We start from the raw sequence: 22,069 nt of genomic DNA on the forward strand, positions 1-22,069 counted from the left end.
AAACCCAGGAAACCTGATTTGTGTATTCCAATGCTTCTCAGCTTTTGGGAAAATAACAACAGGAGCCAATGTAAACGCTATCAAAATTACGAAAATGCGTTGTCACTCGTAATTCGGCTCCTTTCTAGAACAGCGAAAAGGGGAGAGATAGGTGGGCAAAAAGGGATGGTTTCTGATCATGGCTATGCTGCTCGTTTTGACGACGGCATGTAGCGGAGCGGACGGCGGCGGCAATTCGGGCACAAGTGCAGACGGGAAAGTGAAATTACGGATCGCTTGGTGGGGATCGGATACGCGTCATGAATACACGCAAAAGGTCGTTGATTTGTATAAGCAGAAAAATCCTAATGTAACGATTGATGTGGAATATGCCTCTTTTGATGACTATTGGAAAAAGCTCGCCCCGCAGGCTGCGGCTAATCAGTTGCCGGATATCGTGCAAATGGACATTTCGTACATTAGCCAATATGCGAAAAATGGTCAACTGGAGGATCTCGCTCCTTACTTGAATCAAAAAATTCAGGTCGCTGACGTGAACGAAAATGTACTCAGTACCGGCGTAATAGCAGGAAAGCAATATGGTATTCCAACAGGTGTCAATGTTCTGGGTTTCCAGTATGATCCGGCACTGCTCAAAAAAGCGGGCATAGACAAAATTCCTGACAACTGGACATGGGATCAATACAAAGAAATGGCTTTAAAGGCTGGTTCCAATAAAGTATACTTTGACAGCTCAATGGCTGCCGATATTTTCTTCCACTACTATTTGCGTACTCAAGGAAAGACTCTCTACAATGCGGAAGGGACAGGACTGGGGTATGACGACGATAAGCTGTTTGTTGACTTCTTCAGCGGATTGGCTGATCTGATTAAGAAGGGAGCGACCCCGCCTCCTGAAATTATGAACCAGACCAAGGGGATTCTTGAGGAATCCGATATCGTAAAAGGAACAGGCATCGGTATTTGGCAGTGGTCCAATCAGTATGTAGGCTTACAGCAGGTTGTTAACCGCCCCATGGCACTGGCTCCAATGTTTGGGCCGAATATGGAAAAAGGCGTATACATGCAGCCTACGATGTACTGGACGGTTGCTTCCCGCTCACAGGTGAAGGATGAGGCCGCAAAGTTTATTGATTTCTGGATGAATGATGTAGAAGCGAATAAATTGATTAAAGGCGAACGTGGTGTGCCGATTTCCTCCAAAATCAAGGAAGCTGTTGCGCCAGAGTTAAGCGAGCCTACGAAGCAGGTGTTTGAATTTGTAGCTTCCATGGAGCCGAAGGCTTCTCCAATGAGCCCGCCGCCACCAGTCGGATCGCCGGAAGTGATTGCGACTCTGACCGATTATATTGAGCAGGTCAATTTCGGACAGATGACGGCTGAAGACGCAGCGGCCAAATTCCGGGCTGATGCGAATACCATCCTTGCGAATAACAAGCAATAATAAGCGTAATGAGACCTTTAGGATATCTGACACCGTTTTAGCATAAGAACGACAAGATCGAAGGAACGGTTCGTTAAGTTAACCGTGTGTAGTCCAAAGCATGATTGCGCACGGTTGATTCGACGAACCAACTGCATAAACACCCTTTGCAGACATCACAATATTATTCATATAACAACGAATTATTAACAATATAAAAATTTTACTAATTCTTTAAATGCAACAGAAGGGAGGCTTGATGAGCTTGCGAAATCATCAGAGCTTGAAAGCCAATATGACCGGATATGCGTTTATCAGCCCGTTTATTGTGGGCTTTCTGGCGTTTACGTTAATTCCAATGTTTATTTCGTTGTATCTGTCCTTTACCACTTACAATCTGTTCACCCCGCCCAAATGGATTGGTCTAGGTAACTTCGAAAAAATGTTCACAGGCGACCCGAAATACTGGAATTCGATCAGGGTCACGTTTACGTATGTATTGGTCGGTGTACCGCTGCGACTGATTTTCGCGCTGTTTGTGGCTATGATTTTGAATACCAAATCGCGCATGGTCGGCACCTATCGGACAATGTACTATCTGCCGTCGATTATCGGAGGTAGCGTTGCGGTATCCATTATGTGGCGGAACATTTTCAGTAATAACGGCATAGTGAACAGCCTACTTTCGACCCTAGGGGCGACTCCGGTGAAATGGTTTGGTGATCCGGATGCTTCGCTTACGATGCTGATCACCCTGTCCGTATGGCAATTTGGCTCCTCCATGCTGATTTTTCTGGCAGGTTTGAAGAACATTCCTGTTGAATTGTACGAGGCGTCCAGTGTAGATGGCGCTAAGCCAGTACGAAAATTTTTCAGTATTACGCTGCCGTTGCTTAGCCCCATTATTCTATTTAATCTGATTATGCAGACGATCAGCGCCTTTATGACCTTCGTCCCGGCTTATGTTATTTCTAAGGGCGAAGGAGGCCCGATGGATGGAACGATGTTGCATTCACTGTATCTGTTCCGGCAGGCATTTATGTTCAGCAACATGGGATATGCGGCAGCCATGGCTTGGGTCATGCTCATTATGATTGGGATACTGACAGCGATTTTATTTATAACCTCCAGATACTGGGTATTTTATGAAACGGAAAAGGGGCGCTGATACCGATGGCATGGAAAACGGTCAAATGGCCAATTTATCACATACTGGTTGCTGCACTGGCGCTCCTGATGCTGTATCCCGTGTTTTGGATGCTGTTCAGCTCGTTTAAAGAAAGTCGGACGATATTCGTCACGGCATCCTCGCTTTTCCCTACAGAATGGATCTGGCAAAACTATGTAACAGGCTGGAAAGGGACGACTGGCTATAACTTTGGCACGTACATTCTGAACTCGCTCACGATCGTGGTGATTTCAACGATTGGAGCCGTGCTTTCCTCATCATTGATCGCATTTGGCTTCGCACGCTTGAAATTCAAAGGGCGTAACTTGTGGTTTGCTTTGATGATGGTGACGCTTATGCTACCAGGGGATGTGGTACTGGTACCGCAATATATTATTTTCACCAAGCTCGGTTGGATCAATACGATCTTACCGTTGGTGGTACCCTCCTTTTTCGGGATGCCGTTCTTCATCTTTCTGATGGTGCAGTTTATACGGACGATTCCAGCAGAGTTGGATGAAGCGGCGACGATTGACGGATGCGGCAAGTTCCGGCTGTATTTCAGAATTATTTTACCCTTACTCAAATCGTCGTTGGCTACAGCGGCAATCTTCTCTTTCTACTGGAAGTGGGAGGATTTGCTTGGTCCGGTACTGTATCTGAATTCGCCGGAGAAATATACCGTATCTATTGCACTCAAGATGTTCCTCGACAGCGAGTCGGCTTCCAACTGGGGAGGAATGTTTGCGATGTCTATCCTAAGCCTGATTCCAGTTATCGCTGTATTCTTCGCATTCCAGAAGCAAATTGTAGAAGGAATGAGTACGAGTGGTTTGAAGGGGTAAAGTCCAAAATCCATAGCGTGAGGACATGAAGCTTACGAGTAGAAATGGAAGGCATCTGGGTTTATACAATTGAATGGTCGGGATTTGAGGGCGATGGCTGAGAGGTGAGTAAATTGTGGAAGTTTGATTTTGGTCCGGGGGAGCCTGCGGATGGCTACAAGGGAGTGTCTCCGGATTGCTTATATACAACTGAACAGGGCTATGGCTTCGAAACTACGGAGCATGTGTACGGTCGAAAAAGGCAGAGTGCAGCCAAGGATGCACGCACGCGGCTGCGAAGCAGCTTTTGTATTCCACTGAACGCTGCATTTGTTGCAGATGTGCCAGACGGGCTGTATCTCGTCACTATACTGGTCGGCGATTCGCAGGCGGAAACGCTCACGCGACTCAAGGCTGGTGAAGGCAAGCACATGCTTCCCCCAGTGCACACGCTTCCGGGCCAGTTCACCGAAGCAATGTTTGCGGTGCCTGTCCGGGGTGGCAAACTGCGCCTCACCGTATCAGGCACCGCGCCAAGGCTCAATGCGCTGGAGATTGCGCCAGCGCCACAGACCCTCCGGCTATTCCTAGCCGGAGATTCCACGGTTACGGATCAGGACGCATCCGGCTATCCGTATACTGGCTGGGGCCAGGCTTTGCCCGCCCTGTTCAAGCATGATGTCTGCGTGGATAATCATGCCGTATCGGGAAGAAGCTCCAAAAGCTTCGTGGACGATGGACGGCTGGGTGTCATTTTGGGCGAAATAAAGGCAGGAGATTTCCTGTTCATCCAGTTCGGCCATAATGATCAGAAGCCTGATCCGGAGCGGGCTACAGAGCCTTTTACAACCTACAAGGAGCATCTTCGCCTTTACATCGACGGTGCAAAAAGCCATGGGGCAACCCCGGTACTGGTCACGCCTGTACATCGCCGCTATTTTAATGAGGATGGTACGCTATCTGACACACATGGTGACTATGTAACAGCGGTTCGTGAGCTGGCGGAAGAAGCGAATGTACCGCTGATTGATTTGTCTGCCCGCACGCAGGAGTTATATGAGCAGCTGGGTCCCGAAGAGAGTAAAGAGCTTTTTATGTGGCTGCTGCCTGGTGAATACATGAACTTTTCCGGCGGCTTAGAGGATAACACACATTTTCATGAGAATGGCGCGGTTCGTATTGCAGACATGGTGGTGGATGCTGTGAAGGAACTGGATTTGCAACCGCTGCGCATGTATTTACGTTGAAGGACGACCTTTTCCTGTACGGGCTTCAAGGAGGTAACTCACGTGAAACTTACCAAAGGGGGAGACGTGGAAATGCCCGCATTGATTTTTGATGAAGAACAAGTTAAGCAGGTGATCGACCAGGTAGTAGAACGCACATTTCAAATGCACTACAGCTGGGATTGGCCGGGTGGAGTAGCCTTTTACGGAGTATGCGAAGCGTATGAAGCGACAGGGAACGAAAAGTATTTGATCAAGCTGAAAGAATGGGTTGACGAAAATATCGAGGATGGGCTTCCATCTCTCTCGGTGAACGGCGTTTCTGTCGGGCACTGTTTGTTGACGCTTCATCAGGCTACAGGTGAGCAAAAATACCTTGATATTGCCATCGAGATGGCAGAATTTTTGGCCAAAAAAGCGGAGCGGTTTGCCGACGGCATTTTCCAGCATACGGTGAACTCACTTCATGATGTATTTCCGCAGCAAGCATGGGTGGATATGATGTTTATGGCCGGTTATTATTTGCTGCGCATCGGTCATCTGTTAGGCAACAAGGAGTATTGGGAGGATGGGGTTCGTCAATATCACGGGCATGAAGAATTTTTGCAGGACCCGGATACGAATCTGTATTATCACGGATGGGATCATGCGAATCAAAGCCGGATGTCAGGAATATACTGGGCGCGCGGCAATTCATGGGCAGCCCTCACGATGGCAAAAGCGCTGAAATTTGTGGAGGTGCAGCATCCATCTTATATGATCATCGACGGCTCGCTGCGTGACCAGCTCAATGCACTGGTACGGCTGCAATCCCCGGAAGGGCTGTGGCATACGGTGCTGAACGATGATACCTCTTATCTGGAAACCTCGGGCTCGGCAGGAATTGCGACTGCCTTGCTTATGCAAGGAAGATTGTTTAACAAATACACACAAAAGGCGATTGACGGTATTCTTCCCCGCATAAAAGAGGACGGCACAGTAACGGGGGTATCCGCTGGAACTGCTGTGATGAACGATATTGACGGCTATCGAAACGTTCCATACAAACGCATTCAGGGCTGGGGTCAGGGATTGGCGCTTGCTTTTCTGGCTCAACTGTTGCGTACCAAGGAGAATCCGTACGGCTAGAAGAAGGAGCATAGGGAAACGAAAGTATTCATAGGTCAAAGGAGGCCAATAGCATGGGAGATACTGAACTTTCTCAGGAGCTTTCTCATGAAAAAGTAGCTAATCAGCCGCGAGGCAGCCTATTCTGGGTCATCCCCGATGGGTATATTCCACCGGAAAGCCGGGGAGAGCTGCTCAGTCACGAGAGTATATGCGTGCTGAATTGTGGGAGCCGTGTGGCAAATCTGAGTATAGACATCTATTTTGAAGATCGCGAGCCATTGGAGGGATTGATCGAGGTGGTGGAAGGAAGACGAACCCGTCATATCCGAACAGCCTCGTTGGAGAAATCCGGCGAGCGGATTCCGGTGGGTATTCCTTACGCAATTACGGTCACTAGCGATGTGCCCGTAATCGTACAATATAGCAGATTGGACACGACACAGCCGGAATTGGCGTTAATGAGTGTCATGGCGTATCCGGTCTAGTCCGACGAGGACCATAGAGTTAAAAAAGAAATCTCCAAGCTGGAATTGCGCAGCTGGGAGATTTCTTTTTTGCAGGTAGATTAGTGTCTATTTTCAGCCCGTTTTTTGTGATTTTGCCGAAGTTGTTTTGAGCGGCGTGAAGTTTTTTCGCCCTCCAAAATTGGTGCCCAGCACGCCGATAATGATCATCACAGCCCCAATAATGTGATAGTAGGCGAGCTGTTCCTTCAAAATGTAAGCACCGGCAATCATAGAAATGAGGGTGGATAAATTGCCGATCACACTCATTTTGGAGGCTTCGATCCACTTCAAGGCAAAGCTCGATAACAGTGAAGTGACGAGGGTAGACAGAATGCCTAGATAAACCAGTGCCATCCAATAACCAGGCTTCACCAGTGGAGCGGTATAGGCGCTCATAGAGCCATCTATGGCATGGTATCCCAATGCCACCACGTTAAAAACGATACATCCCAAAATAGAGGTAACGTAGGTCAATTCCATTGGGCTGTACTTTTGTGTTAAGGGTCGTGCCAGCACATTATAGCCGGATAGGCATATTGCAGAGAGCACGAGCAGAAGAATACCACCATAGCTACTGGATGCTAGCGGTGCCCCGCTTTTCATCACAAATATAAAAACGACGCCAAAGACAGAGAGCAGTAAGGAAATCTTTTGGACCACCGTTGTACGCTCTTTAATAAAATAGGAAGCTAACAGCAGCGTAAAGATGGGAACGGTTGCTTGAATAATTCCACCTTCCGATGAGGAAGTGCTCATCAGCCCGAAGGCTTGCAGTGGAAAATACACCAGAGGGGAGAGCAGTGCTAGTGGTAAAATACGCAAAATGTCACGCAACTTGATGTTGAGCTTAATCCAACCGAGCAGCACTGGAACGGTCAAAGCGATAAAAGACAGCGCAAAGCGGTGGGCGATCACATCCAGCGGGCTCGCCTCTGTGACCGTCAATTTTACAAATAAAAATGAAAATCCAAGTATAGCTGCATAGCTCAGAGCTGCCAGATAGGCGGCTCCATTTCTGGAACGACTGTGCATAATAAACCTCCGTAATCATGACCTTAACCTGTTGTTCTCTCAATATACCCGGATGGCATAACCTGATACAATCCATAAAATCTACAACTGTACGGGTACAGTTGTGAAATGAAAAAAAGCTGGAACGAAGTCCCAGAGGTCGGATACCCCTCCCTAAGACTACTTCCAGCTCTTATCCTATTCATATTCTATCACTTACTGCTGGGTGTACTTCCCTTGTGACATCGCCCGGAACGAATCGTCCGCCGCTTCCAGCGTAGCATCCACATCTTCGTCCGTATGCGCTGTTGTGAGGAACCAGGCTTCGTACTTAGATGGTGCCAGATGAATACCGCGATCCAGCATGTGACGGAAGAAGGATGCAAACGCTTCGCTATCCGTATCTTGCGCCTGCGCGTAATTCGTGATCGGATGATCACAGAAATGCGTCGAGAACGCTCCACGAATACGATTGATCGTCAATGGCACGCCGTAGCGTTCGGCAGAGGACTGAATACCGTCCGTCAGTCTCACGGCCAGACGCTCCATCTCTTCGTACACGCCTTCCCCTTGAAGGACTTCAAGGCAGGCAATGCCTGACGAGATGGACGCCGGGTTGCCGGCCATCGTACCCGCCTGATAAGCTGGGCCGAGTGGTGCAACCTGCTCCATGATCTGCTTGCTGCCGCCGTAGGCACCAATTGGCAGACCACCACCCATGATTTTGCCCAGCGCGGTCAAATCTGGCTGAATTGCATCATGGTTGTCCAAACCTGCATACGTTTGGGTGGAACCGAAGTGGAATCGGAATGCGGTAATGACCTCGTCATAAATGACAAGCGAGCCGTTCGCACGCGCCATGGAGCACAATCCTTCCAAATAACCGGGCTGCGGCATAACCATGCCAAAATTACCGACAATCGGCTCGACCATGACTGCCGCCACATCGTCGCTCCAACGCTCCAAGGCTTGGCGCAACGCGTCGAGATCATTGAATGGCACGGTAATAACCTCGCTCGCAATGTTGGTCGTAATGCCTGCGCTATCAGGTATGCCCAGCGTGGAAGGACCGGAGCCTGCGGCTACAAGTACCAGATCCGAGTGACCATGGTAGCAGCCGGCGAATTTGATAATCTTGTTCCGCCCAGTATAGGCCCGTGCCACACGAATCGTCGTCATGACTGCTTCTGTGCCGGAATTCACAAACCGGACCTTGTCCATAGAAGGAATTGCTTCCTTCAGCATCTTGGCCAGTTTGATTTCCAATACCGTTGAGGTTCCGTATAATACGCCGTTCGCGGCCGCTTCGCTGATCGCCTTGGTAATATGGGGGTGAGCATGTCCGGTAATAATAGGGCCGTAGGCCGCCAAATAATCGATATACCGATTATCATCCTCGTCCCAGAAATGAGCACCTTTAGCGCGTTTCATGAATACTGGAGCACCGCCGCCCACAGCTTTAAAGGAACGTGAAGGGCTGTTAACGCCCCCAACAATATGCTCCAGGGCTTCTTTATATAGTGCTTCGGAGTTTTCCCGTTTCATCATCAAAACTTCCTTTCCGTTCATTTAAATAGGGTATACACACGCCAAAGGGCAGCGTTCACGGCTGCCCCTGCATACATCATTATAGCTCTTTTTGACCTGTCTTTGTTGTTGATTGTGTGGAAGCATCCTCATTACTGGTTTTACTGCCCCCCGTAAAAGAAGCTTTATCCTTCTTGGTAGACGATGCACTGTCTGGCTGTTTCGTTTCGTTCTGATCCTTATTTTGTTCCTGTGTTTGTGCGGGTGGATTATTAAATATATCCTGCACATACGTTTTCAGTTCTTCCGGATCGCGGACAGTAAGAACTGCTGCGCCGCCCACATTCTCTTCTCCGAGCATCTTCATCGGTGGAACCTGCTCGCTGCCTGCAAAGTTGCTTTGGTACCCCACATTTCCCAGCTTCCACATATCGTTAACACTGAGATTCGTGTCAATGAACGGGTTAACCTGCTCTAAAATATTCGGCAGGTTGGCGATGGAAGTCGTGGTCTGCATTTTCTGGGCTATTGCCTCCAAAAATGCGCGTTGCCGTCCTGATCGGGAGAAGTCGGACATTGCATCGTGGCGGAACCGCACATATTGAAGCGCCGTGTTGCCATCTAGATGCTGCATGCCTTTTTTCAAATCAATATCGTATTGATGTTTATCCGCATTACTTGTATAATGCATATCCTTTTCCACTTCAAAATCAATCCCGCCTACGGCATCCACCAGTTTGATAAAGCCCTGGAAATCCGTGTACACATAATATTGCACCGGGATGCCTAACAGATCGCCAGCCGTCTTCATGGCCGTGTTGGGTCCGTGAGTAATGGCAGTGTTAATTCGATTTTTTCCGTAGCCGGGAATATCCACGTACGTATCACGCAAAATAGAGAACAGGTGGATTTTTTTCTTAACGGGGTCCAGTGATACAACCATCATGCTGTCTGATCGGGGAACTTCCCCTTTCTGGATACCGCGCCCATCGACACCCATCAGCAAAATGTTGACCATATCGGTACCTTCCCACTTGGGTGGGTCTGGCGTACGAACCTGATCGACCTGCTTTACATTTTTGAAGGGGGAGTTAGCACCCTCTTTATGCAGATTATCCAGCTGATTATAAATAGATGTAAAATAGTACACGGCAAAGCCGACAATCGCGACGATAACCACGGCCAGAACCGACCATATCGTCCTTTTGGTTCTGCTTGTCATGGATGCTCTCCCTTTCGCTTTTCAGTTCATTACATTATAATTTCTTTTTGGAGCACAATCAATTTAACTATGGATTTTACAAAATCCTGATTGAGAGGTATAACATGCTGGCAATTGATGTGCAGGATCTGCGCAAAACATTTAAGGTTCAAAAAAATCGCGAGGGCCTAAAAGGTGCCTTCCTTGATTTATTCGCCCGAGAATACAACGAGGTGGCCGCGGTCAAAGACATATCCTTCCGTATTCCGCAAGGAGAAATATGCGGTTATATCGGTGAGAACGGCGCCGGAAAGTCCACCACGATTAAGATGCTGACAGGCATTCTCGTGCCGACATCGGGACATCTCAAAGTGGGCGGTTATGTCCCCTATGAGGAACGCGAGAAATTTGTAGGCAACATTGGCGTTGTTTTCGGTCAGCGCAGCCAGCTTTGGTGGGACATCGGTGTGATCGAGTCTTTTCAACTGCTGCGCAAAGTATATCAGGTTCCGGCTACGGACTTCAAACGCAGGCTGGATGAGCTGGTAGAGAGACTGCAATTGCAGGATCTGCTAAGCCGCCCGGTACGCAAGCTTAGTCTCGGGCAACGGATGCGCTGTGAGCTGGTAGCTGCCTTGTTGCACAATCCATCCATTGTTTTTCTGGACGAGCCGACCATCGGGCTCGATATTATGGTAAAGTCCGAAATCCGCGAGTTTCTAAAGGACATGAACCGGGATTACGGTACGACTATTTTACTGACAACCCATGATTTGCAGGATATTGAAGCGCTGTGCTCGCGCGTCATTATGCTGGATGATGGGAATATCATTTATGATGGTGGTCTGGAGGATCTGAAGGCGCGTTGGGGTACAGGTCGAGAAGTACGGTTCCAGTTCGGCACATCGACCCAATTGGAGCAATTACAGACATGGACTGCTGATATGCCACTGGCTTGGACGGTGGATAACGATTTGGCTGCCAAGGTATGGATTCCTCTTCATATTAATGTATCCGATGTGCTCGCTTGCGTAGTCGGTCGCACGGACATTACGGATATTAAAATCATTGAAACCAACACGGATGATATCGTCCGCAGTATCTATCAGTCTGGCTCGGCTGAACGCCAGGGCAATCCGATGGTGGAGGCCAAAGTTCATGCTTAGCGTATACACCGATTTTATTCGCATCCGATTTCTCACGATGCTTGCGTATCGTGTGAACTATTATTCAGGAATTCTTATTTATTGCATGAATATTGGCGTGTATTATTTCACCTACAAAGCGATATATGGCGATGCGGGTAGCATTGGAGGTTTTACTGCTGCTCAGATGACGACGTATGTAGCAGTATCGTGGATGGCGAGGGCTTTTTATTTTAACAATCTGGATCGTGAAATCTCGACGGATATTCGTGATGGAAGCATCGCAATTCAGATGATCCGACCTTATAACTATGTACTTGTTAAATTTATGCAGGGACTCGGCGAGGGGATGTTCCGTTTTCTGTTGTTTATGATTCCGGGCATGGCGATTGCGATGCTGCTGTTTCCGGTGACACTTCCCAGTGACCCGGTAGCCTGGGTTGGTTTTCTGGTCATGCTGTTTTTCAGCTTTCTGATCAACACCCAGATCAATATTATTACGGGGTTAACGGCCTTTTTTATCGAAAATAATGAGGGCATGATGCGTATGAAGCGTGTAGTGGTAGATCTGTTTTCCGGGTTGATTTTGCCAATCAGTTTGTTTCCAGGCTGGCTGGCGACGATCGCCCAATGGATGCCGTTTCAGGCGATTACCTATTTGCCAGGCTCTGTATTTACGGGGCGTGTAAAAGGCGTTGGCATCTGGAATGTACTGGGTATCCAAATCATTTGGCTGGTCGTTCTGCTCGTGCCGATGATCATCATTTGGCGACTGGCGCGCAGACGTCTGTTCGTGCAGGGAGGGTAAGCCGATGATGTACTATTTGGGTCTCATTAGCGAATATTTAAAAAATTACATGAAGTCACGACTCACCTATCGGGCTGACTTTTGGGTGGAAGTGATTTCAGACCTGTTGTTTCAGGCCACGAATCTTATTTTTATCCTGGTTATTTTTATGCATACAGACAGTTTGGGCGGTTGGAGTGAAAATGAAGTCGTGTTCGTTTATGGATTTTTCATGGTTCCTTACGGACTATTCACCTGTTTTGTCAACCTTTGGAACTTTAGCGAGCGCTATATTGTCAAAGGGGAACTCGACCGGGTAATGACTCGTCCTGCATATAATCTGTTCCAGATTTTCCTTGAAAATGTGGACCCGCCCGCGCTGGTGGGCTCAGTGATCGGTCTGATTATTATGGGGATCAGCGGGGCACAGATGGACTTGGCTATGGAGTGGTGGTTCGTACCAGCGCTGATCGTTTTGAGCCTAAGTGCCGTGGCAATCTATACGGGCATTTACACCATATTGACTTCTCTTTCATTCTTTTCGGATGCGCCGACAGGAATTATTCCGCTCATGTACAATATTCAGGGCTACGGACGTTATCCGGTGACCATCTATAACCGAGCCATTCAGGTTGTGCTGACTTGGATACTACCGTTTGCTTTTGTTGGCGTATATCCAGCCTCCCTGTTCCTTCACCGAGAGGATATGCGCCATATGGCGCTCTTAACTCCTGTGATGGGGATTGTCTTTCTGACCTTGGGCTTACTGGCGTGGAACTGGGGAATCCGCCGCTACAGAGGGGCAGGCTCATAGGGCGGATCACATAAGAATCCCCACAAGATAGGAGATGATGAAATGTCCGCGGCATTTACCGTTATTGGACAAGAGGCACCGGATTTTGAATTGCCTGGCAGTGAGGGAAAGCATGTTAAGCTGTCTGATTATCGAGACAGTAGGGTATTGTTGTATTTCTATCCCAAGGATTTGACCTCTAGCTGCTCAACCCAGGCTTGTGATTTTCGGGATAAACATACGGAGTTTGAAGGTTTGAACACGGTGATTCTGGGGATAAGCCCAGATCCACTTAAGCAGCATGACAAGTTCATTACAAAGTACGGACTCCCTTTTCAGTTGTTATCTGATGAAGAGCATCAGGTCGCTGAGACGTATGGTGTATGGCAGCAAAAACAGATGTATGGCAAGCAGTACATGGGCATTGTTCGGTCTACTTTCCTTATTGATGAGAATGGCATTTTAGTTCATGAATGGCGTGGTTTAAGAGTGAAAGGGCATATTGATGCTGCGCTGGCATACATTCAGGATATGGGGTAAGTGAAGAACAAAAGAAAACCTTTTGAAACTGGATCGTGCTTTCAGGCGTATCGGTTTCAAAAGGATTTTTTTAATTTTTAGATATGTTTTGCAGATGCTTCCACTTTTGCTTGCAGAGGTAAACAACCCACAAAATAAGCGGAATGATCAAGCCGTTCGTATAATTCCAGGCTGCCATGGGGTAAACAAGAGTTCTTATATAATAAAACACATTTGGGGTTATCAAAATGGTCATTCCAAACACAAGCGCCCCTGCGGGTATGACGAAAGGACGAACATTAGAAATTCGAAATAGCTGGGTTATTCCGAAAGTAAAAGCATAAAAGAAAACGACTCCCTTGAAATAAGCGGCTAATGCCCAGATTAAAGAGACCAGCGATTCAACGCGTGTAATATAATTCAGCTCATTAATTTTTGTTGTAAGTCCAGAAGAAATGTATGGACTGTAATTGGTCACGAAGGGTCCAATGACAAGGAGGGAGAGCAACAGAAAGAGGCTAATCAGCACTCCGCCTATAAGCGATGCGAGCAGGATGTCCTTTTTAAAATGGGCTTTTTTGTTGACAAAAGGAAATACCATGAGCATGATAGACATTCCGGCAAAAGGCATTCCCGCGCCTGGCACCATCCCTTTAGCAACAGGAGCCAGCCCGTTTTCCAAAACAGGACGTACATTAGAAAGCTGAATTTGTGGTAACAGTGCTAGGATCAGACCACAAAATATGAATACATATACAGGTAGCAAAATCTCACTAACCCGACTAAAGGCTTCAATTCCCACTAACGCAGCAAGCACCAATAATGAAACTTCCATCGCCAGTAGAACGCGCAAAGGGGTATCCGCAAATATCTGTGTAGTCAGATAATCTCCTACCTCTCTCGCATTAAGGGCGGTACCCATGAAAAAATAAAACAAATACCAGCAAGAAACGATAGATCCGAATACAGGTCCTAAAATTTTGTTGATGGCTTCTATAAGTGTAAGGCTCGGGTAGAGCTCATGAACGCGAAGGAGCACGTAAATAATAATTAAGCCCAGCGGGATGGACAGTATAGAGCTAATCCAGGCATCCTGGTGGGCAATATGCGTAATAATAGTCGGATAGATTAAGAGCATATCCCCGATTAAACTCAGGAACATCAGGACAGTCACTTGCCGAACGCTAATACGTGCTTTTTTTAACATGTGGCTGCCTCCTTTCTAAAAACCCAATACATGTGACACAAAAGCGTTAACAGGGTTATAGATGATTTCAATCAGAACCAGCGGGCTTGGTGTAACCTCTAATTTGGCAGCAAGAATACTAAGCCATGTGCCTAATCCGAGCATGATGATGTACACGAATATATCCTTAAAGCGGTGCTTTCGGTACAAGCCTGGCAAATCTTTGGCAGCAATGGCTAAAGCGATACAGATAATGACAGTGGTAATTAGCATGTTATGGCTCCTTCCGTTAAGGGTGAGGGTCACCCAGTTCCCAGGTTGGGACGGCCTTTCGATCTAAACTTGTATACGATAAGCAGCAGCAAAGGAAGGATAACGGAATCCGTCAAATCCCAATAAATCCAGGCGTGGATGATCGTGTCCAGATAATAAGTAATGTTGGGTGCCGAAACGATAATCAGACCAAATAGGATCATGAAGCTAGGGCCAAGAAAGGTCCGTACATTGTCTAATCGCAGTAGCTGAGTCATTCCTAAGGTAAAGGCATAGAAGTGTAAAATGGTTTTAACAAAGGTAGTGATAATCCAGGCGGTACTCATCATGGATTCAACCCTCTGTAAGAAATTACCTATGTTGATTTTTTTAGATAGTGTATAAGAGGTATACACACTATGTTCGGTTACAAAAGGACCCAGAACCATGAGAGAAACCAGCAGTAGTACGCTTAACAGAACGCTGGCAGCAAGTCCGGATAGTAAAATCGATTTTTTTAGACCTGGTTTTTTACTCACATAGGGAAAAATCATGAGTAAAAAAGCTAATTCTCCGAATGGGTAGGAGAGCGCAAATAGGCTGCCTTCCATAATTTTAGGAATACCTTGCTCCATAATAGGCTTAAGCTGCTGACTTTCACATTGGGGAAGCAAGCACAGGATTAAAAACAAAGTGAAAGCCAAGCATAATGGAAATAAGATTTGAGCCGTACGCGCAATAGGCTCCAATCCCATATACATCCCCCACATAAGCACAAGGATTAAGAGTAAATTGATAACGGGAAGAGGTGTCATCACATAGGTTTGGCTGTTCATAAAATCTCCGACTTCTCTTAAATAAATCGCTGAATTCATCAATAAATGGAACAAATACCATATCGAGATGAGGGAGCCTAGCCATGGTCCCAAAATTCGCTGGCAGAGTTGAATAAAGGTGAGATCAGGAAATAGCTGATGTACCCGCAGGAGTAGCAGTAGTACAGCCAATCCTGGAGGGATACTTAGGAATGAGCTAATCCAGGCATCCTGCATGGATATGTTAGTAATGAGGGAGGGGTACACCAATACGCAGTCTCCGATAATACTCAAAAATACGAGTACGGCTATATTTCTGATGCTTATACGCCCTTTCTCCTCCACCAGGCTCACTCCTTCATTTGTTTTTGGAATGATTCAAACAAGGAACCAATTTTTTTGATTTTCGTCTCTGCCTTGTATTCAATCTGTAAATCCATAAATGGATTTTCTTTTTCTTCTTTTAATTTTTTCCAAAGTTTAGGTTTGGACTGATGCACTAGCTGACCAAAGCCGAAAATGTCTGACTTAAACTTACGTCGTACGGTTTCTACGGAATGCTTTAAAATTTCAACAATTTTTTCATTGCTTGCGGCTTCAATTTCTTTAATATCGGCCATACTGCTTAACTTCATATGCTGACAGTTGACTTCTCGTACTGTACTGTTGTTGGTAACTGATATCAAAATAACAGGCTCTCCATCGCGAATTATCACTTTTTTTTTGGTTTCGCTGCTCAAAGTTAATAAGGCAATATTGCCACCTCCCTGACAGTCGGCGTGTCCCGTAGTAGAATCCACTTCATCCCGGATGTAATTGAAGCCTTTGCTGTCTCGTTCATTGATCCATCCCAACAATCGGTCTTTTTGGAATACACCAATACCGGAAAACCTTAATATGGTTCCAGGCGATATGCTTTTGGTGTCATCTTCACCTTTTTCAATGGACGCCTCAGTATCTCCTACAGCCTCCAAAGCCGGCAAAGTAGATTGGATGTCGGGATTATTCAGATCGCTAAGTAATTGATCCATGGTTACTTTGGTCGCGGGTGCCCATGTCTTGGTTAAGGTATCCAACGAAGCGAACATTTTGTTAGCCGGCAACTTTTCCAAAGATGTCGGTATTTTTAAAATCGTAGAAGCCTTGTTATTTTTGGCTATCGCAATATAAAAGTCACTTCTGGTAAAAGGCTCTCGCATCAAGGCTTCAATCACATCAGAAATTCCTCTTCTCGCATACTCCTCACCTAAAATCAGCATACGAATATGAGATAAATAGATGGAGCGCGGACTTGTATCCGTCATTTTTTGAATCGCCTCTTGAATTGTAGGCGCTGTGGCCTGATAAGTAACAACCGGAGAGCCTGAACTAGGTGAAGATTTGGAGGCTACTGCAGAAGGAATGACCACCTGAGCAGTCACCTCATACTGTTCTCCTTTCATATCCACTCCGATCCCAATAGCGATGCCCAGCTCGTTTAGTTCTTTGCGATCCCAGCAACCACCCAATAGTAATGCAATCAGTCCCCAGACGAAGAACAAATGTATAGTCTGCTTCATGGTTGATCCCTTCTGGTTTTTGATTTATTGCCGATCCGTCTTTTTTTCGTTTTTTGGCGAATTGTATTTTGGATAGAGTTGGATTGAGGCCGTGTCGTCATATGAGGCCAGGGTAAGCGAAACAGCGTATCTTTCAAATCGCTTTCCACATAGGGGCCAAACGGACTCATGTAAGATACTCCAAAGGACCGCAAACTGGTCAAGTGCAGCAAAAGTACGATTAATCCCATCAATATTCCCAGAAGTCCGAAGGCTGCGGCTAGCATCATTAAGGCGAATCGAATAATACGAACCGCAATGGAAAGACCATTTTCCGGGATAACATAGCTGGAGATGGCTGTAATAGACACGATAATGACCATAGCCGCCGAGACCACTCCTGCATCCACGGCTGCTTGTCCAATGACCAGTGTGCCTACAATGGATACGGCTTGTCCGACTGTCTTGGGAATACGAACCCCGGCTTCCCGCAAAATTTCATAGGTGATCTCCATAAGCATCGCCTCGACAAAAGCAGGAAACGGTACGCCTTCCCTTTGTGCGGCGAGACTGACCAATAAGTTTGTGGGAATCATCTCTTGATGAAAGGTAGTTACCGCAATATAAACTGCCGGCGCAAGCATAGCGATAAAAAAGGAAAAGAAACGCAGCAAACGCAGCAAAGTGCTGATATCGGCACGTTGGTAATAATCCTCCGCCGACTGGAAAAATTGAACGAACAATGCAGGTATCAACAGTACAAAAGGTGTACCGTCCACCAAGATAGCGATTCGCCCTTCCAACAGGCTGGCAGCGACCGAATCCGGGCGCTCACTGTTATATATGGTGGGAAACGGGGTGAAGGTTTCATCCTGAATTTCCTCCTCGATGTAACCCCCTTCCAAAATTCCGTCAATATCAATTCGGTCTAGACGTTCTCTCAGTTCCTGAATTACCCCTTCGTCAGCAATTCCTTTGATATACATTACGGACACATTGGTATGAGTGACTTGACCGATCTGTCTTGTTTCCATCCACAGGCGCGGATCGCGGATTCGCCTACGGATTAGAGCGGTATTGGTACGTAAATTTTCGGTAAAAGCCTCCATTGGACCCCGTACGACACTTTGGGATTGGGGTTCGCTGACATTGCGATCCTCCCAACCGACCGCATCAATCCATATGCCCTTTGCGTATCCGTCCAGCAAAATGATAATACCGCCGGATAGCATCTGGTTGAAAAGGGCATCCATTTCGTCCACACTACCTGAGTTACCAGCAATCAATACTTGATCCTTTAAATAGTCGAACGGTTCCGCGCCCTCTGGTACATGATGTTCGTTTACCCGCATTAATGAACGCAGAACGGAATCATGGAGCAATTGAGTGTTAACCAGACCATCGATATAAAACAAAGCTGCTGGCCATTTTTGCATCCATAATAGCTGTTTAATGATTAAATCTCCGCTGTTTCCAAAGGCGCTTTCAATATGGTTTACATTATCCTTCAAGTTAGAGGACACATGAGTAAGTGGACAACTTTTATTCTGATTTGGCATACGTAAAATCCTCCGATATTGGAGTTTGTTGGCTTAGTATGCTCTGAATATATGAATTTATGCCTTGGCGGTTATAGAGCGATTTTTATAAATTAGATAAATACCTAATAATACAGCAAGTTTTTTTACCGCAGGTCTGATCGTTCGCAATATTGCATTTCCACCTGTCATGAAGGAGAAAATAAGCAGGGAGGACTGGTATGTCTTTTGTTGGAGGGGATTTTACTTATGGGATTAAGCGGTATTTATCACGCCTGGGCAGCGGTTACTATTTACTTCTTAAATTTCGTTGGCTAGTGGGGGGAGGGCTCATTTGTCTGGATACAATAAATGCGAGAGACCCCATTGTATTTACAGGGTCTATTGTTGGGCATGCTGACGGCGTGGAGTCAAGGTATCATCGGACTGTCTATGTTTGGAGCAAGGGTGGCGATTGAAATGATGGAGCCGCGTATGTTGAGTTTGGCTGGAGGCGCGAGGTTTGTGGTGATACCTATCGTGATTTCGATCTATTATGCGAGGACTCGTATCCGTAAGGCAGCAGGAGTTTGACTACTTCGTGTCATCCTTGTTGCTGGTTTTCACCGATTTTTCGGATTTGCGTAGCGAGCTAAACAGGAAGCTTCTCCATCGGTAAATAATACACAGTAGGATTATGAACCCAACGACTCCCGCAATTCGCAGTGCATACAGCTCTACCAAATGGAAAATGGCATCCCATTGGGGACCAAACAGCTTGCCGATGCTTAGAAAGAGGATGACCCAGAATAAAGCGCCGCTGTAAGCATACAAGACAAATTTACGGAAAGAAAGAGCAATAATCCCGGCAAAATAACCAGTAAAATGCCTGACACCAGGGATGAAATATCCAAGGAAAATAAGCCAGTATCCATATCGTTGAAACCATTTTTGTGTTTTCTGAAGCTTGTCCGGCGATAATAAAACCCATTTACCATATTTCTGAATAAAGGGGAGTCCAGCCCACTTTCCGATAAAGTAGGTAATGGTCATACCGAGGGTTGTGCCCAAAAAAGCTAGCAACACCAGTTTACCGAAATCCAGGGTACCGGCATAGGAGAGATATCCCGCGTAAGCCATTGTGGTTTCCCCGGGAAATGGTAAAGCAATAAACTCAAGCAGCAAGCCGAAAAAAAGGACGCCGTAGCCGTATTCTTCGAACAATTGCGCGATCCACTTCAGCACATCCATCGTTTACACTCCTACGAACAGATTGAGTATTTTAGAATCAATTCATTTTAACAATCTTTTCATGCCCACTCAACTCCGGTTGATTTCTTGACGTCTTGTTTTATCGTTGCGTATAATGAAACGAACAATTGAGGGAGGCACGGTAATGAATAAGCCTAATGAAATCGTTGTAGTTCTCGATTTTGGAGGACAATACAACCAGTTAATCGCAAGAAGAATTCGGGATCTCGGTGTTTATAGCGAGCTCCTTCCATACAATACGCCTGCGGAGAAGCTGAGAGAGCTGGCGCCAAAAGGGATTGTTTTCTCAGGCGGACCTTCCAGCGTGTATACAGACAATGCTCCTCAGGTGGATCGGGCAATTTATGATCTTGGCATCCCTATCTTTGGTATTTGTTATGGCATGCAGCTGATGGCTCACCAACTGGATGGTAAGGTAGAACGTGCGGGCAAGCGTGAGTATGGCAAAGCAGACGTGCAATTCAATCAGGATGCCCGCTTGGCTAAAGGACTGGATTCTCGTCAAACCGTATGGATGAGCCATGGGGATCACGTTACAGATCTGCCAACCGGCTTTACACTGGATGCAGGAACAGAGAGTGCGCCGATTGCTGCGATGAGTAACCTGGAGCGTAATCTGTATGCGGTGCAATTCCATCCAGAGGTACGTCATTCCGTTCAAGGTAACGAGATGATCAGCAACTTCCTTTATGAAGTGTGCGGTTGTGAAGGCAACTGGACCATGGAATCGTTCATTGAAGATCAGATTCGCGAGATTCGTCAACAGGTAGGCGACAAGAAAGTATTGTGTGCCTTAAGCGGTGGCGTGGATTCTTCCGTTGTAGCGATGCTCATTCACAAAGCGATCGGTGACCAACTGACGTGTATGTTCATTGACCATGGATTGCTGCGCAAAGGTGAAGCCGAAAGTGTAATGGAGACGTTCGTTGGTAAATTTGATATGAAAGTTGTCAAAATTGACGCACGTGAGCGCTTCTTGTCCAAGCTGGCAGGAGTCGATGATCCAGAACAGAAACGTAAAATCATAGGTAACGAGTTTATCTATGTGTTCGAGGAAGAATCTTCTCAATTCGACGATTTTACTTTCTTGGCACAAGGTACGCTGTATACGGATATTGTAGAGAGCGGAACAGCAACGGCACAAACCATTAAATCCCATCATAATGTGGGTGGTTTGCCGGAAAACATGAAGTTCAAGCTGATCGAGCCGTTGAATGCCCTGTTCAAGGACGAAGTGCGTAAAGTCGGCGAAGAATGTGGACTGCCAGCTGAGATTGTATGGCGTCAACCATTCCCAGGTCCGGGTCTTGCCATTCGTGTGCTGGGCGAAGTGACAGAGGACAAGCTAACCATTGTTCGTGAGTCGGATTACATTTTGCGCGAGGAGATTGCTAAAGCCGGTCTGGACCGGGAAATCTGGCAATACTTCACTGCTTTGCCGAATATGAAGAGTGTTGGCGTTATGGGCGATGCTCGTACGTATTCTTACACTGTAGGTATTCGTGCAGTAACCTCCATCGACGGTATGACTGCTGACTGGGCGCGTATTCCTTGGGATGTGCTGGAGAAAATTTCGGTACGTATCGTAAACGAAGTGGATAACGTGAATCGCATCGTGTACGATATCACTTCCAAACCACCAGCAACGATTGAGTGGGAATAAGCGTAGGGACTCCCACGTTGTAACCACGAACCCTTTAAGATTTACCAATACAACATCAGGACTCCTCCGCATCGGCGAAATATCGCTATGCGGTTGGAGTCTTTTTTTTGGATGAAATAGAGAGTAAAATTAGAGGGAATGACTATATTTATATTACCGGAGGCAACACATTCTATTTACTTCAAGAGTTAAGAAGAAGCGGGGCTGACAAAATCATTGCTGAAGAAGTTAATGCAGGGAAATTGTATATAGGCGAATCGGCAGGTTCGATGATTTTATCACCTAATATTGAATATGTTCGACTTATGGACAATGTGCAGGAGGCGCCTGCTTTGGATTCCTTTGCTGCGCTCGGGATAATTGAATTCTATCCTGTTCCCCACCATACGAACATCCCGTTTAAAAAAGCGGTAGAGAACATTATTGAGGAATATGGCAGCCAATTAAATTTATATCCAATCAGTAACGAGGAAGTTATTTTGGTTGAAGATGACAGGATAAAAGTTGAGAACGCGTGATTTTAAAAGATCAAGAATATTCAATTCCACATCTATCGTGGTATTGAATATTCTTTAATATAATTCTA

The 22,069-nt window shown here is 46.4% G+C and carries 22 protein-coding genes; 13 read left to right on the forward strand and 9 right to left on the reverse strand.

Features of this window, described 5'->3' with window-relative positions; all coding sequences use genetic code 11:
• Positions 1 to 151: 151 nt before the first annotated feature.
• From AC5ELV_RS21145 to AC5ELV_RS21170, 6 genes are all read left to right on the forward strand, one after another.
• Positions 152 to 1,444, forward strand: coding sequence for an ABC transporter substrate-binding protein (locus AC5ELV_RS21145; protein WP_493431736.1), 1,293 nt, complete (start codon positions 152 to 154; stop codon positions 1,442 to 1,444).
• Positions 1,445 to 1,682: 238 nt separating this feature from the next.
• Positions 1,683 to 2,591, forward strand: coding sequence for a carbohydrate ABC transporter permease (locus AC5ELV_RS21150; protein WP_023987015.1), 909 nt, complete (start codon positions 1,683 to 1,685; stop codon positions 2,589 to 2,591).
• Positions 2,592 to 2,596: 5 nt separating this feature from the next.
• Positions 2,597 to 3,436, forward strand: coding sequence for a carbohydrate ABC transporter permease (locus tag AC5ELV_RS21155; protein WP_493431737.1), 840 nt, complete (start codon positions 2,597 to 2,599; stop codon positions 3,434 to 3,436).
• A gap of 113 nt (positions 3,437 to 3,549) precedes the next feature.
• Positions 3,550 to 4,662: a rhamnogalacturonan acetylesterase gene (locus AC5ELV_RS21160; RefSeq protein ID WP_493431760.1), complete on the forward strand. Its 1,113-nt coding sequence runs from the start codon at positions 3,550 to 3,552 to the stop codon at positions 4,660 to 4,662.
• Positions 4,663 to 4,734: 72 nt separating this feature from the next.
• Positions 4,735 to 5,769, forward strand: a complete 1,035-nt coding sequence (locus AC5ELV_RS21165) for a glycoside hydrolase family 88/105 protein (RefSeq protein WP_493431761.1) — start codon at positions 4,735 to 4,737, stop codon at positions 5,767 to 5,769.
• A gap of 53 nt (positions 5,770 to 5,822) precedes the next feature.
• Entirely contained in the window at positions 5,823 to 6,236 is a 414-nt protein-coding gene (locus tag AC5ELV_RS21170) for a sensory rhodopsin transducer (RefSeq protein ID WP_493431738.1), read from the forward strand.
• A 93-nt stretch (positions 6,237 to 6,329) separates the two neighbouring features.
• Here AC5ELV_RS21170 and AC5ELV_RS21175 read toward each other — a convergent pair whose 3' ends face one another.
• The 3 genes from AC5ELV_RS21175 to AC5ELV_RS21185 form a co-directional block, all read right to left on the reverse strand.
• Positions 6,330 to 7,289 carry a DMT family transporter gene (locus AC5ELV_RS21175; RefSeq protein ID WP_493431739.1) on the reverse strand — a complete coding sequence of 320 codons (960 nt, stop codon included), beginning with the start codon at positions 7,287 to 7,289 and terminating at the stop codon, positions 6,330 to 6,332.
• A gap of 195 nt (positions 7,290 to 7,484) precedes the next feature.
• Complete coding sequence (locus tag AC5ELV_RS21180; RefSeq protein ID WP_493431762.1) at positions 7,485 to 8,813, reverse strand: glutamate-1-semialdehyde 2,1-aminomutase; 1,329 nt, start codon at positions 8,811 to 8,813, stop codon at positions 7,485 to 7,487.
• A gap of 82 nt (positions 8,814 to 8,895) precedes the next feature.
• Entirely contained in the window at positions 8,896 to 10,017 is a 1,122-nt protein-coding gene (locus AC5ELV_RS21185) for an LCP family protein (protein ID WP_493431740.1), read from the reverse strand.
• 104 nt (positions 10,018 to 10,121) lie between these two features.
• Between AC5ELV_RS21185 and AC5ELV_RS21190 the strand changes: the two genes are divergently transcribed.
• Genes AC5ELV_RS21190 through bcp form a run of 4 tightly spaced genes read left to right on the forward strand, consistent with a single transcriptional unit; the run spans position 10,122 to position 13,261 of the window.
• Positions 10,122 to 11,162, forward strand: coding sequence for an ABC transporter ATP-binding protein (locus AC5ELV_RS21190; protein WP_493431741.1), 1,041 nt, complete (start codon positions 10,122 to 10,124; stop codon positions 11,160 to 11,162).
• Complete coding sequence (locus AC5ELV_RS21195; RefSeq protein ID WP_023987024.1) at positions 11,155 to 11,949, forward strand: ABC transporter permease; 795 nt, start codon at positions 11,155 to 11,157, stop codon at positions 11,947 to 11,949. Before AC5ELV_RS21190 ends, AC5ELV_RS21195 begins: the two co-directional genes overlap by 8 nt.
• Positions 11,950 to 11,953: 4 nt before the next feature.
• On the forward strand, positions 11,954 to 12,742 hold the full coding sequence (locus tag AC5ELV_RS21200) for an ABC transporter permease (protein ID WP_493431742.1): 789 nt from the start codon (positions 11,954 to 11,956) through the stop codon (positions 12,740 to 12,742).
• Between the two features lie 42 nt (positions 12,743 to 12,784).
• Entirely contained in the window at positions 12,785 to 13,261 is a 477-nt protein-coding gene (gene bcp / locus AC5ELV_RS21205; RefSeq protein WP_493431743.1) for a thioredoxin-dependent thiol peroxidase, read from the forward strand.
• A 70-nt stretch (positions 13,262 to 13,331) separates the two neighbouring features.
• Here bcp and AC5ELV_RS21210 read toward each other — a convergent pair whose 3' ends face one another.
• The 5 genes from AC5ELV_RS21210 to AC5ELV_RS21230 are packed head-to-tail and all read right to left on the reverse strand — an operon-like array spanning position 13,332 to position 18,590.
• Positions 13,332 to 14,447, reverse strand: coding sequence for a GerAB/ArcD/ProY family transporter (locus AC5ELV_RS21210; RefSeq protein ID WP_493431744.1), 1,116 nt, complete (start codon positions 14,445 to 14,447; stop codon positions 13,332 to 13,334).
• Positions 14,448 to 14,462: 15 nt separating this feature from the next.
• Positions 14,463 to 14,699, reverse strand: a complete 237-nt coding sequence (locus tag AC5ELV_RS21215) for a hypothetical protein (protein WP_493431745.1) — start codon at positions 14,697 to 14,699, stop codon at positions 14,463 to 14,465.
• A gap of 29 nt (positions 14,700 to 14,728) precedes the next feature.
• Positions 14,729 to 15,838, reverse strand: a complete 1,110-nt coding sequence (locus AC5ELV_RS21220; RefSeq protein ID WP_493431746.1) for a GerAB/ArcD/ProY family transporter — start codon at positions 15,836 to 15,838, stop codon at positions 14,729 to 14,731.
• A gap of 5 nt (positions 15,839 to 15,843) precedes the next feature.
• On the reverse strand, positions 15,844 to 17,052 hold the full coding sequence (locus AC5ELV_RS21225) for a Ger(x)C family spore germination protein (RefSeq protein WP_493431747.1): 1,209 nt from the start codon (positions 17,050 to 17,052) through the stop codon (positions 15,844 to 15,846).
• Positions 17,049 to 18,590, reverse strand: a complete 1,542-nt coding sequence (locus tag AC5ELV_RS21230; protein ID WP_493431748.1) for a spore germination protein — start codon at positions 18,588 to 18,590, stop codon at positions 17,049 to 17,051. The genes AC5ELV_RS21225 and AC5ELV_RS21230 overlap by 4 nt, the downstream gene beginning before the upstream one ends.
• A 330-nt stretch (positions 18,591 to 18,920) precedes the next feature.
• Here AC5ELV_RS21230 and AC5ELV_RS21235 point away from each other — a divergent pair, with 330 nt between their 5' ends.
• The gene (locus AC5ELV_RS21235; RefSeq protein WP_493431749.1) at positions 18,921 to 19,142 is read left to right on the forward strand and encodes a hypothetical protein; all 222 of its coding nucleotides are present in this window, start codon (positions 18,921 to 18,923) and stop codon (positions 19,140 to 19,142) included.
• Here the strand turns inward: AC5ELV_RS21235 and AC5ELV_RS21240 are convergent, their stop codons facing one another.
• On the reverse strand, positions 19,143 to 19,799 hold the full coding sequence (locus AC5ELV_RS21240; RefSeq protein ID WP_493431750.1) for a DedA family protein: 657 nt from the start codon (positions 19,797 to 19,799) through the stop codon (positions 19,143 to 19,145). It abuts the gene before it with no gap.
• Between the two features lie 145 nt (positions 19,800 to 19,944).
• Here AC5ELV_RS21240 and guaA point away from each other — a divergent pair, with 145 nt between their 5' ends.
• Together guaA and AC5ELV_RS21250 are read left to right on the forward strand one after the other, a co-directional pair.
• Entirely contained in the window at positions 19,945 to 21,483 is a 1,539-nt protein-coding gene (gene guaA / locus AC5ELV_RS21245) for a glutamine-hydrolyzing GMP synthase (RefSeq protein ID WP_013308777.1), read from the forward strand.
• A 107-nt stretch (positions 21,484 to 21,590) separates the two neighbouring features.
• Positions 21,591 to 22,001, forward strand: coding sequence for a Type 1 glutamine amidotransferase-like domain-containing protein (locus tag AC5ELV_RS21250; protein WP_493431751.1), 411 nt, complete (start codon positions 21,591 to 21,593; stop codon positions 21,999 to 22,001).
• Positions 22,002 to 22,069 lie beyond the last annotated feature (68 nt).

Source organism: Paenibacillus sp. NMA1017 (assembly GCF_058895805.1).

Bases quoted from the DNA above. Each gene is read 5' to 3' on its own strand.
- AC5ELV_RS21170 (WP_493431738.1), top strand. From the start codon at position 5,823: ATGGGAGATACTGAACTTTCTCAGGAGCTTTCTCATGAAAAAGTAGCT.
- AC5ELV_RS21210 (WP_493431744.1), bottom strand. From the start codon at position 14,447: ATGTTAAAAAAAGCACGTATTAGCGTTCGGCAAGTGACTGTCCTGATG.
- AC5ELV_RS21230 (WP_493431748.1), bottom strand. From the start codon at position 18,590: ATGCCAAATCAGAATAAAAGTTGTCCACTTACTCATGTGTCCTCTAAC.
- AC5ELV_RS21225 (WP_493431747.1), bottom strand. From the start codon at position 17,052: ATGAAGCAGACTATACATTTGTTCTTCGTCTGGGGACTGATTGCATTA.
- AC5ELV_RS21165 (WP_493431761.1), top strand. From the start codon at position 4,735: ATGCCCGCATTGATTTTTGATGAAGAACAAGTTAAGCAGGTGATCGAC.
- AC5ELV_RS21190 (WP_493431741.1), top strand. From the start codon at position 10,122: ATGCTGGCAATTGATGTGCAGGATCTGCGCAAAACATTTAAGGTTCAA.
- AC5ELV_RS21215 (WP_493431745.1), bottom strand. From the start codon at position 14,699: ATGCTAATTACCACTGTCATTATCTGTATCGCTTTAGCCATTGCTGCC.
- AC5ELV_RS21150 (WP_023987015.1), top strand. From the start codon at position 1,683: ATGAGCTTGCGAAATCATCAGAGCTTGAAAGCCAATATGACCGGATAT.
- AC5ELV_RS21180 (WP_493431762.1), bottom strand. From the start codon at position 8,813: ATGAAACGGGAAAACTCCGAAGCACTATATAAAGAAGCCCTGGAGCAT.
- guaA (WP_013308777.1), top strand. From the start codon at position 19,945: ATGAATAAGCCTAATGAAATCGTTGTAGTTCTCGATTTTGGAGGACAA.
- AC5ELV_RS21240 (WP_493431750.1), bottom strand. From the start codon at position 19,799: ATGGATGTGCTGAAGTGGATCGCGCAATTGTTCGAAGAATACGGCTAC.
- AC5ELV_RS21185 (WP_493431740.1), bottom strand. From the start codon at position 10,017: ATGACAAGCAGAACCAAAAGGACGATATGGTCGGTTCTGGCCGTGGTT.
- AC5ELV_RS21195 (WP_023987024.1), top strand. From the start codon at position 11,155: ATGCTTAGCGTATACACCGATTTTATTCGCATCCGATTTCTCACGATG.
- AC5ELV_RS21155 (WP_493431737.1), top strand. From the start codon at position 2,597: ATGGCATGGAAAACGGTCAAATGGCCAATTTATCACATACTGGTTGCT.
- AC5ELV_RS21235 (WP_493431749.1), top strand. From the start codon at position 18,921: ATGCGAGAGACCCCATTGTATTTACAGGGTCTATTGTTGGGCATGCTG.
- AC5ELV_RS21175 (WP_493431739.1), bottom strand. From the start codon at position 7,289: ATGCACAGTCGTTCCAGAAATGGAGCCGCCTATCTGGCAGCTCTGAGC.
- AC5ELV_RS21200 (WP_493431742.1), top strand. From the start codon at position 11,954: ATGATGTACTATTTGGGTCTCATTAGCGAATATTTAAAAAATTACATG.
- bcp (WP_493431743.1), top strand. From the start codon at position 12,785: ATGTCCGCGGCATTTACCGTTATTGGACAAGAGGCACCGGATTTTGAA.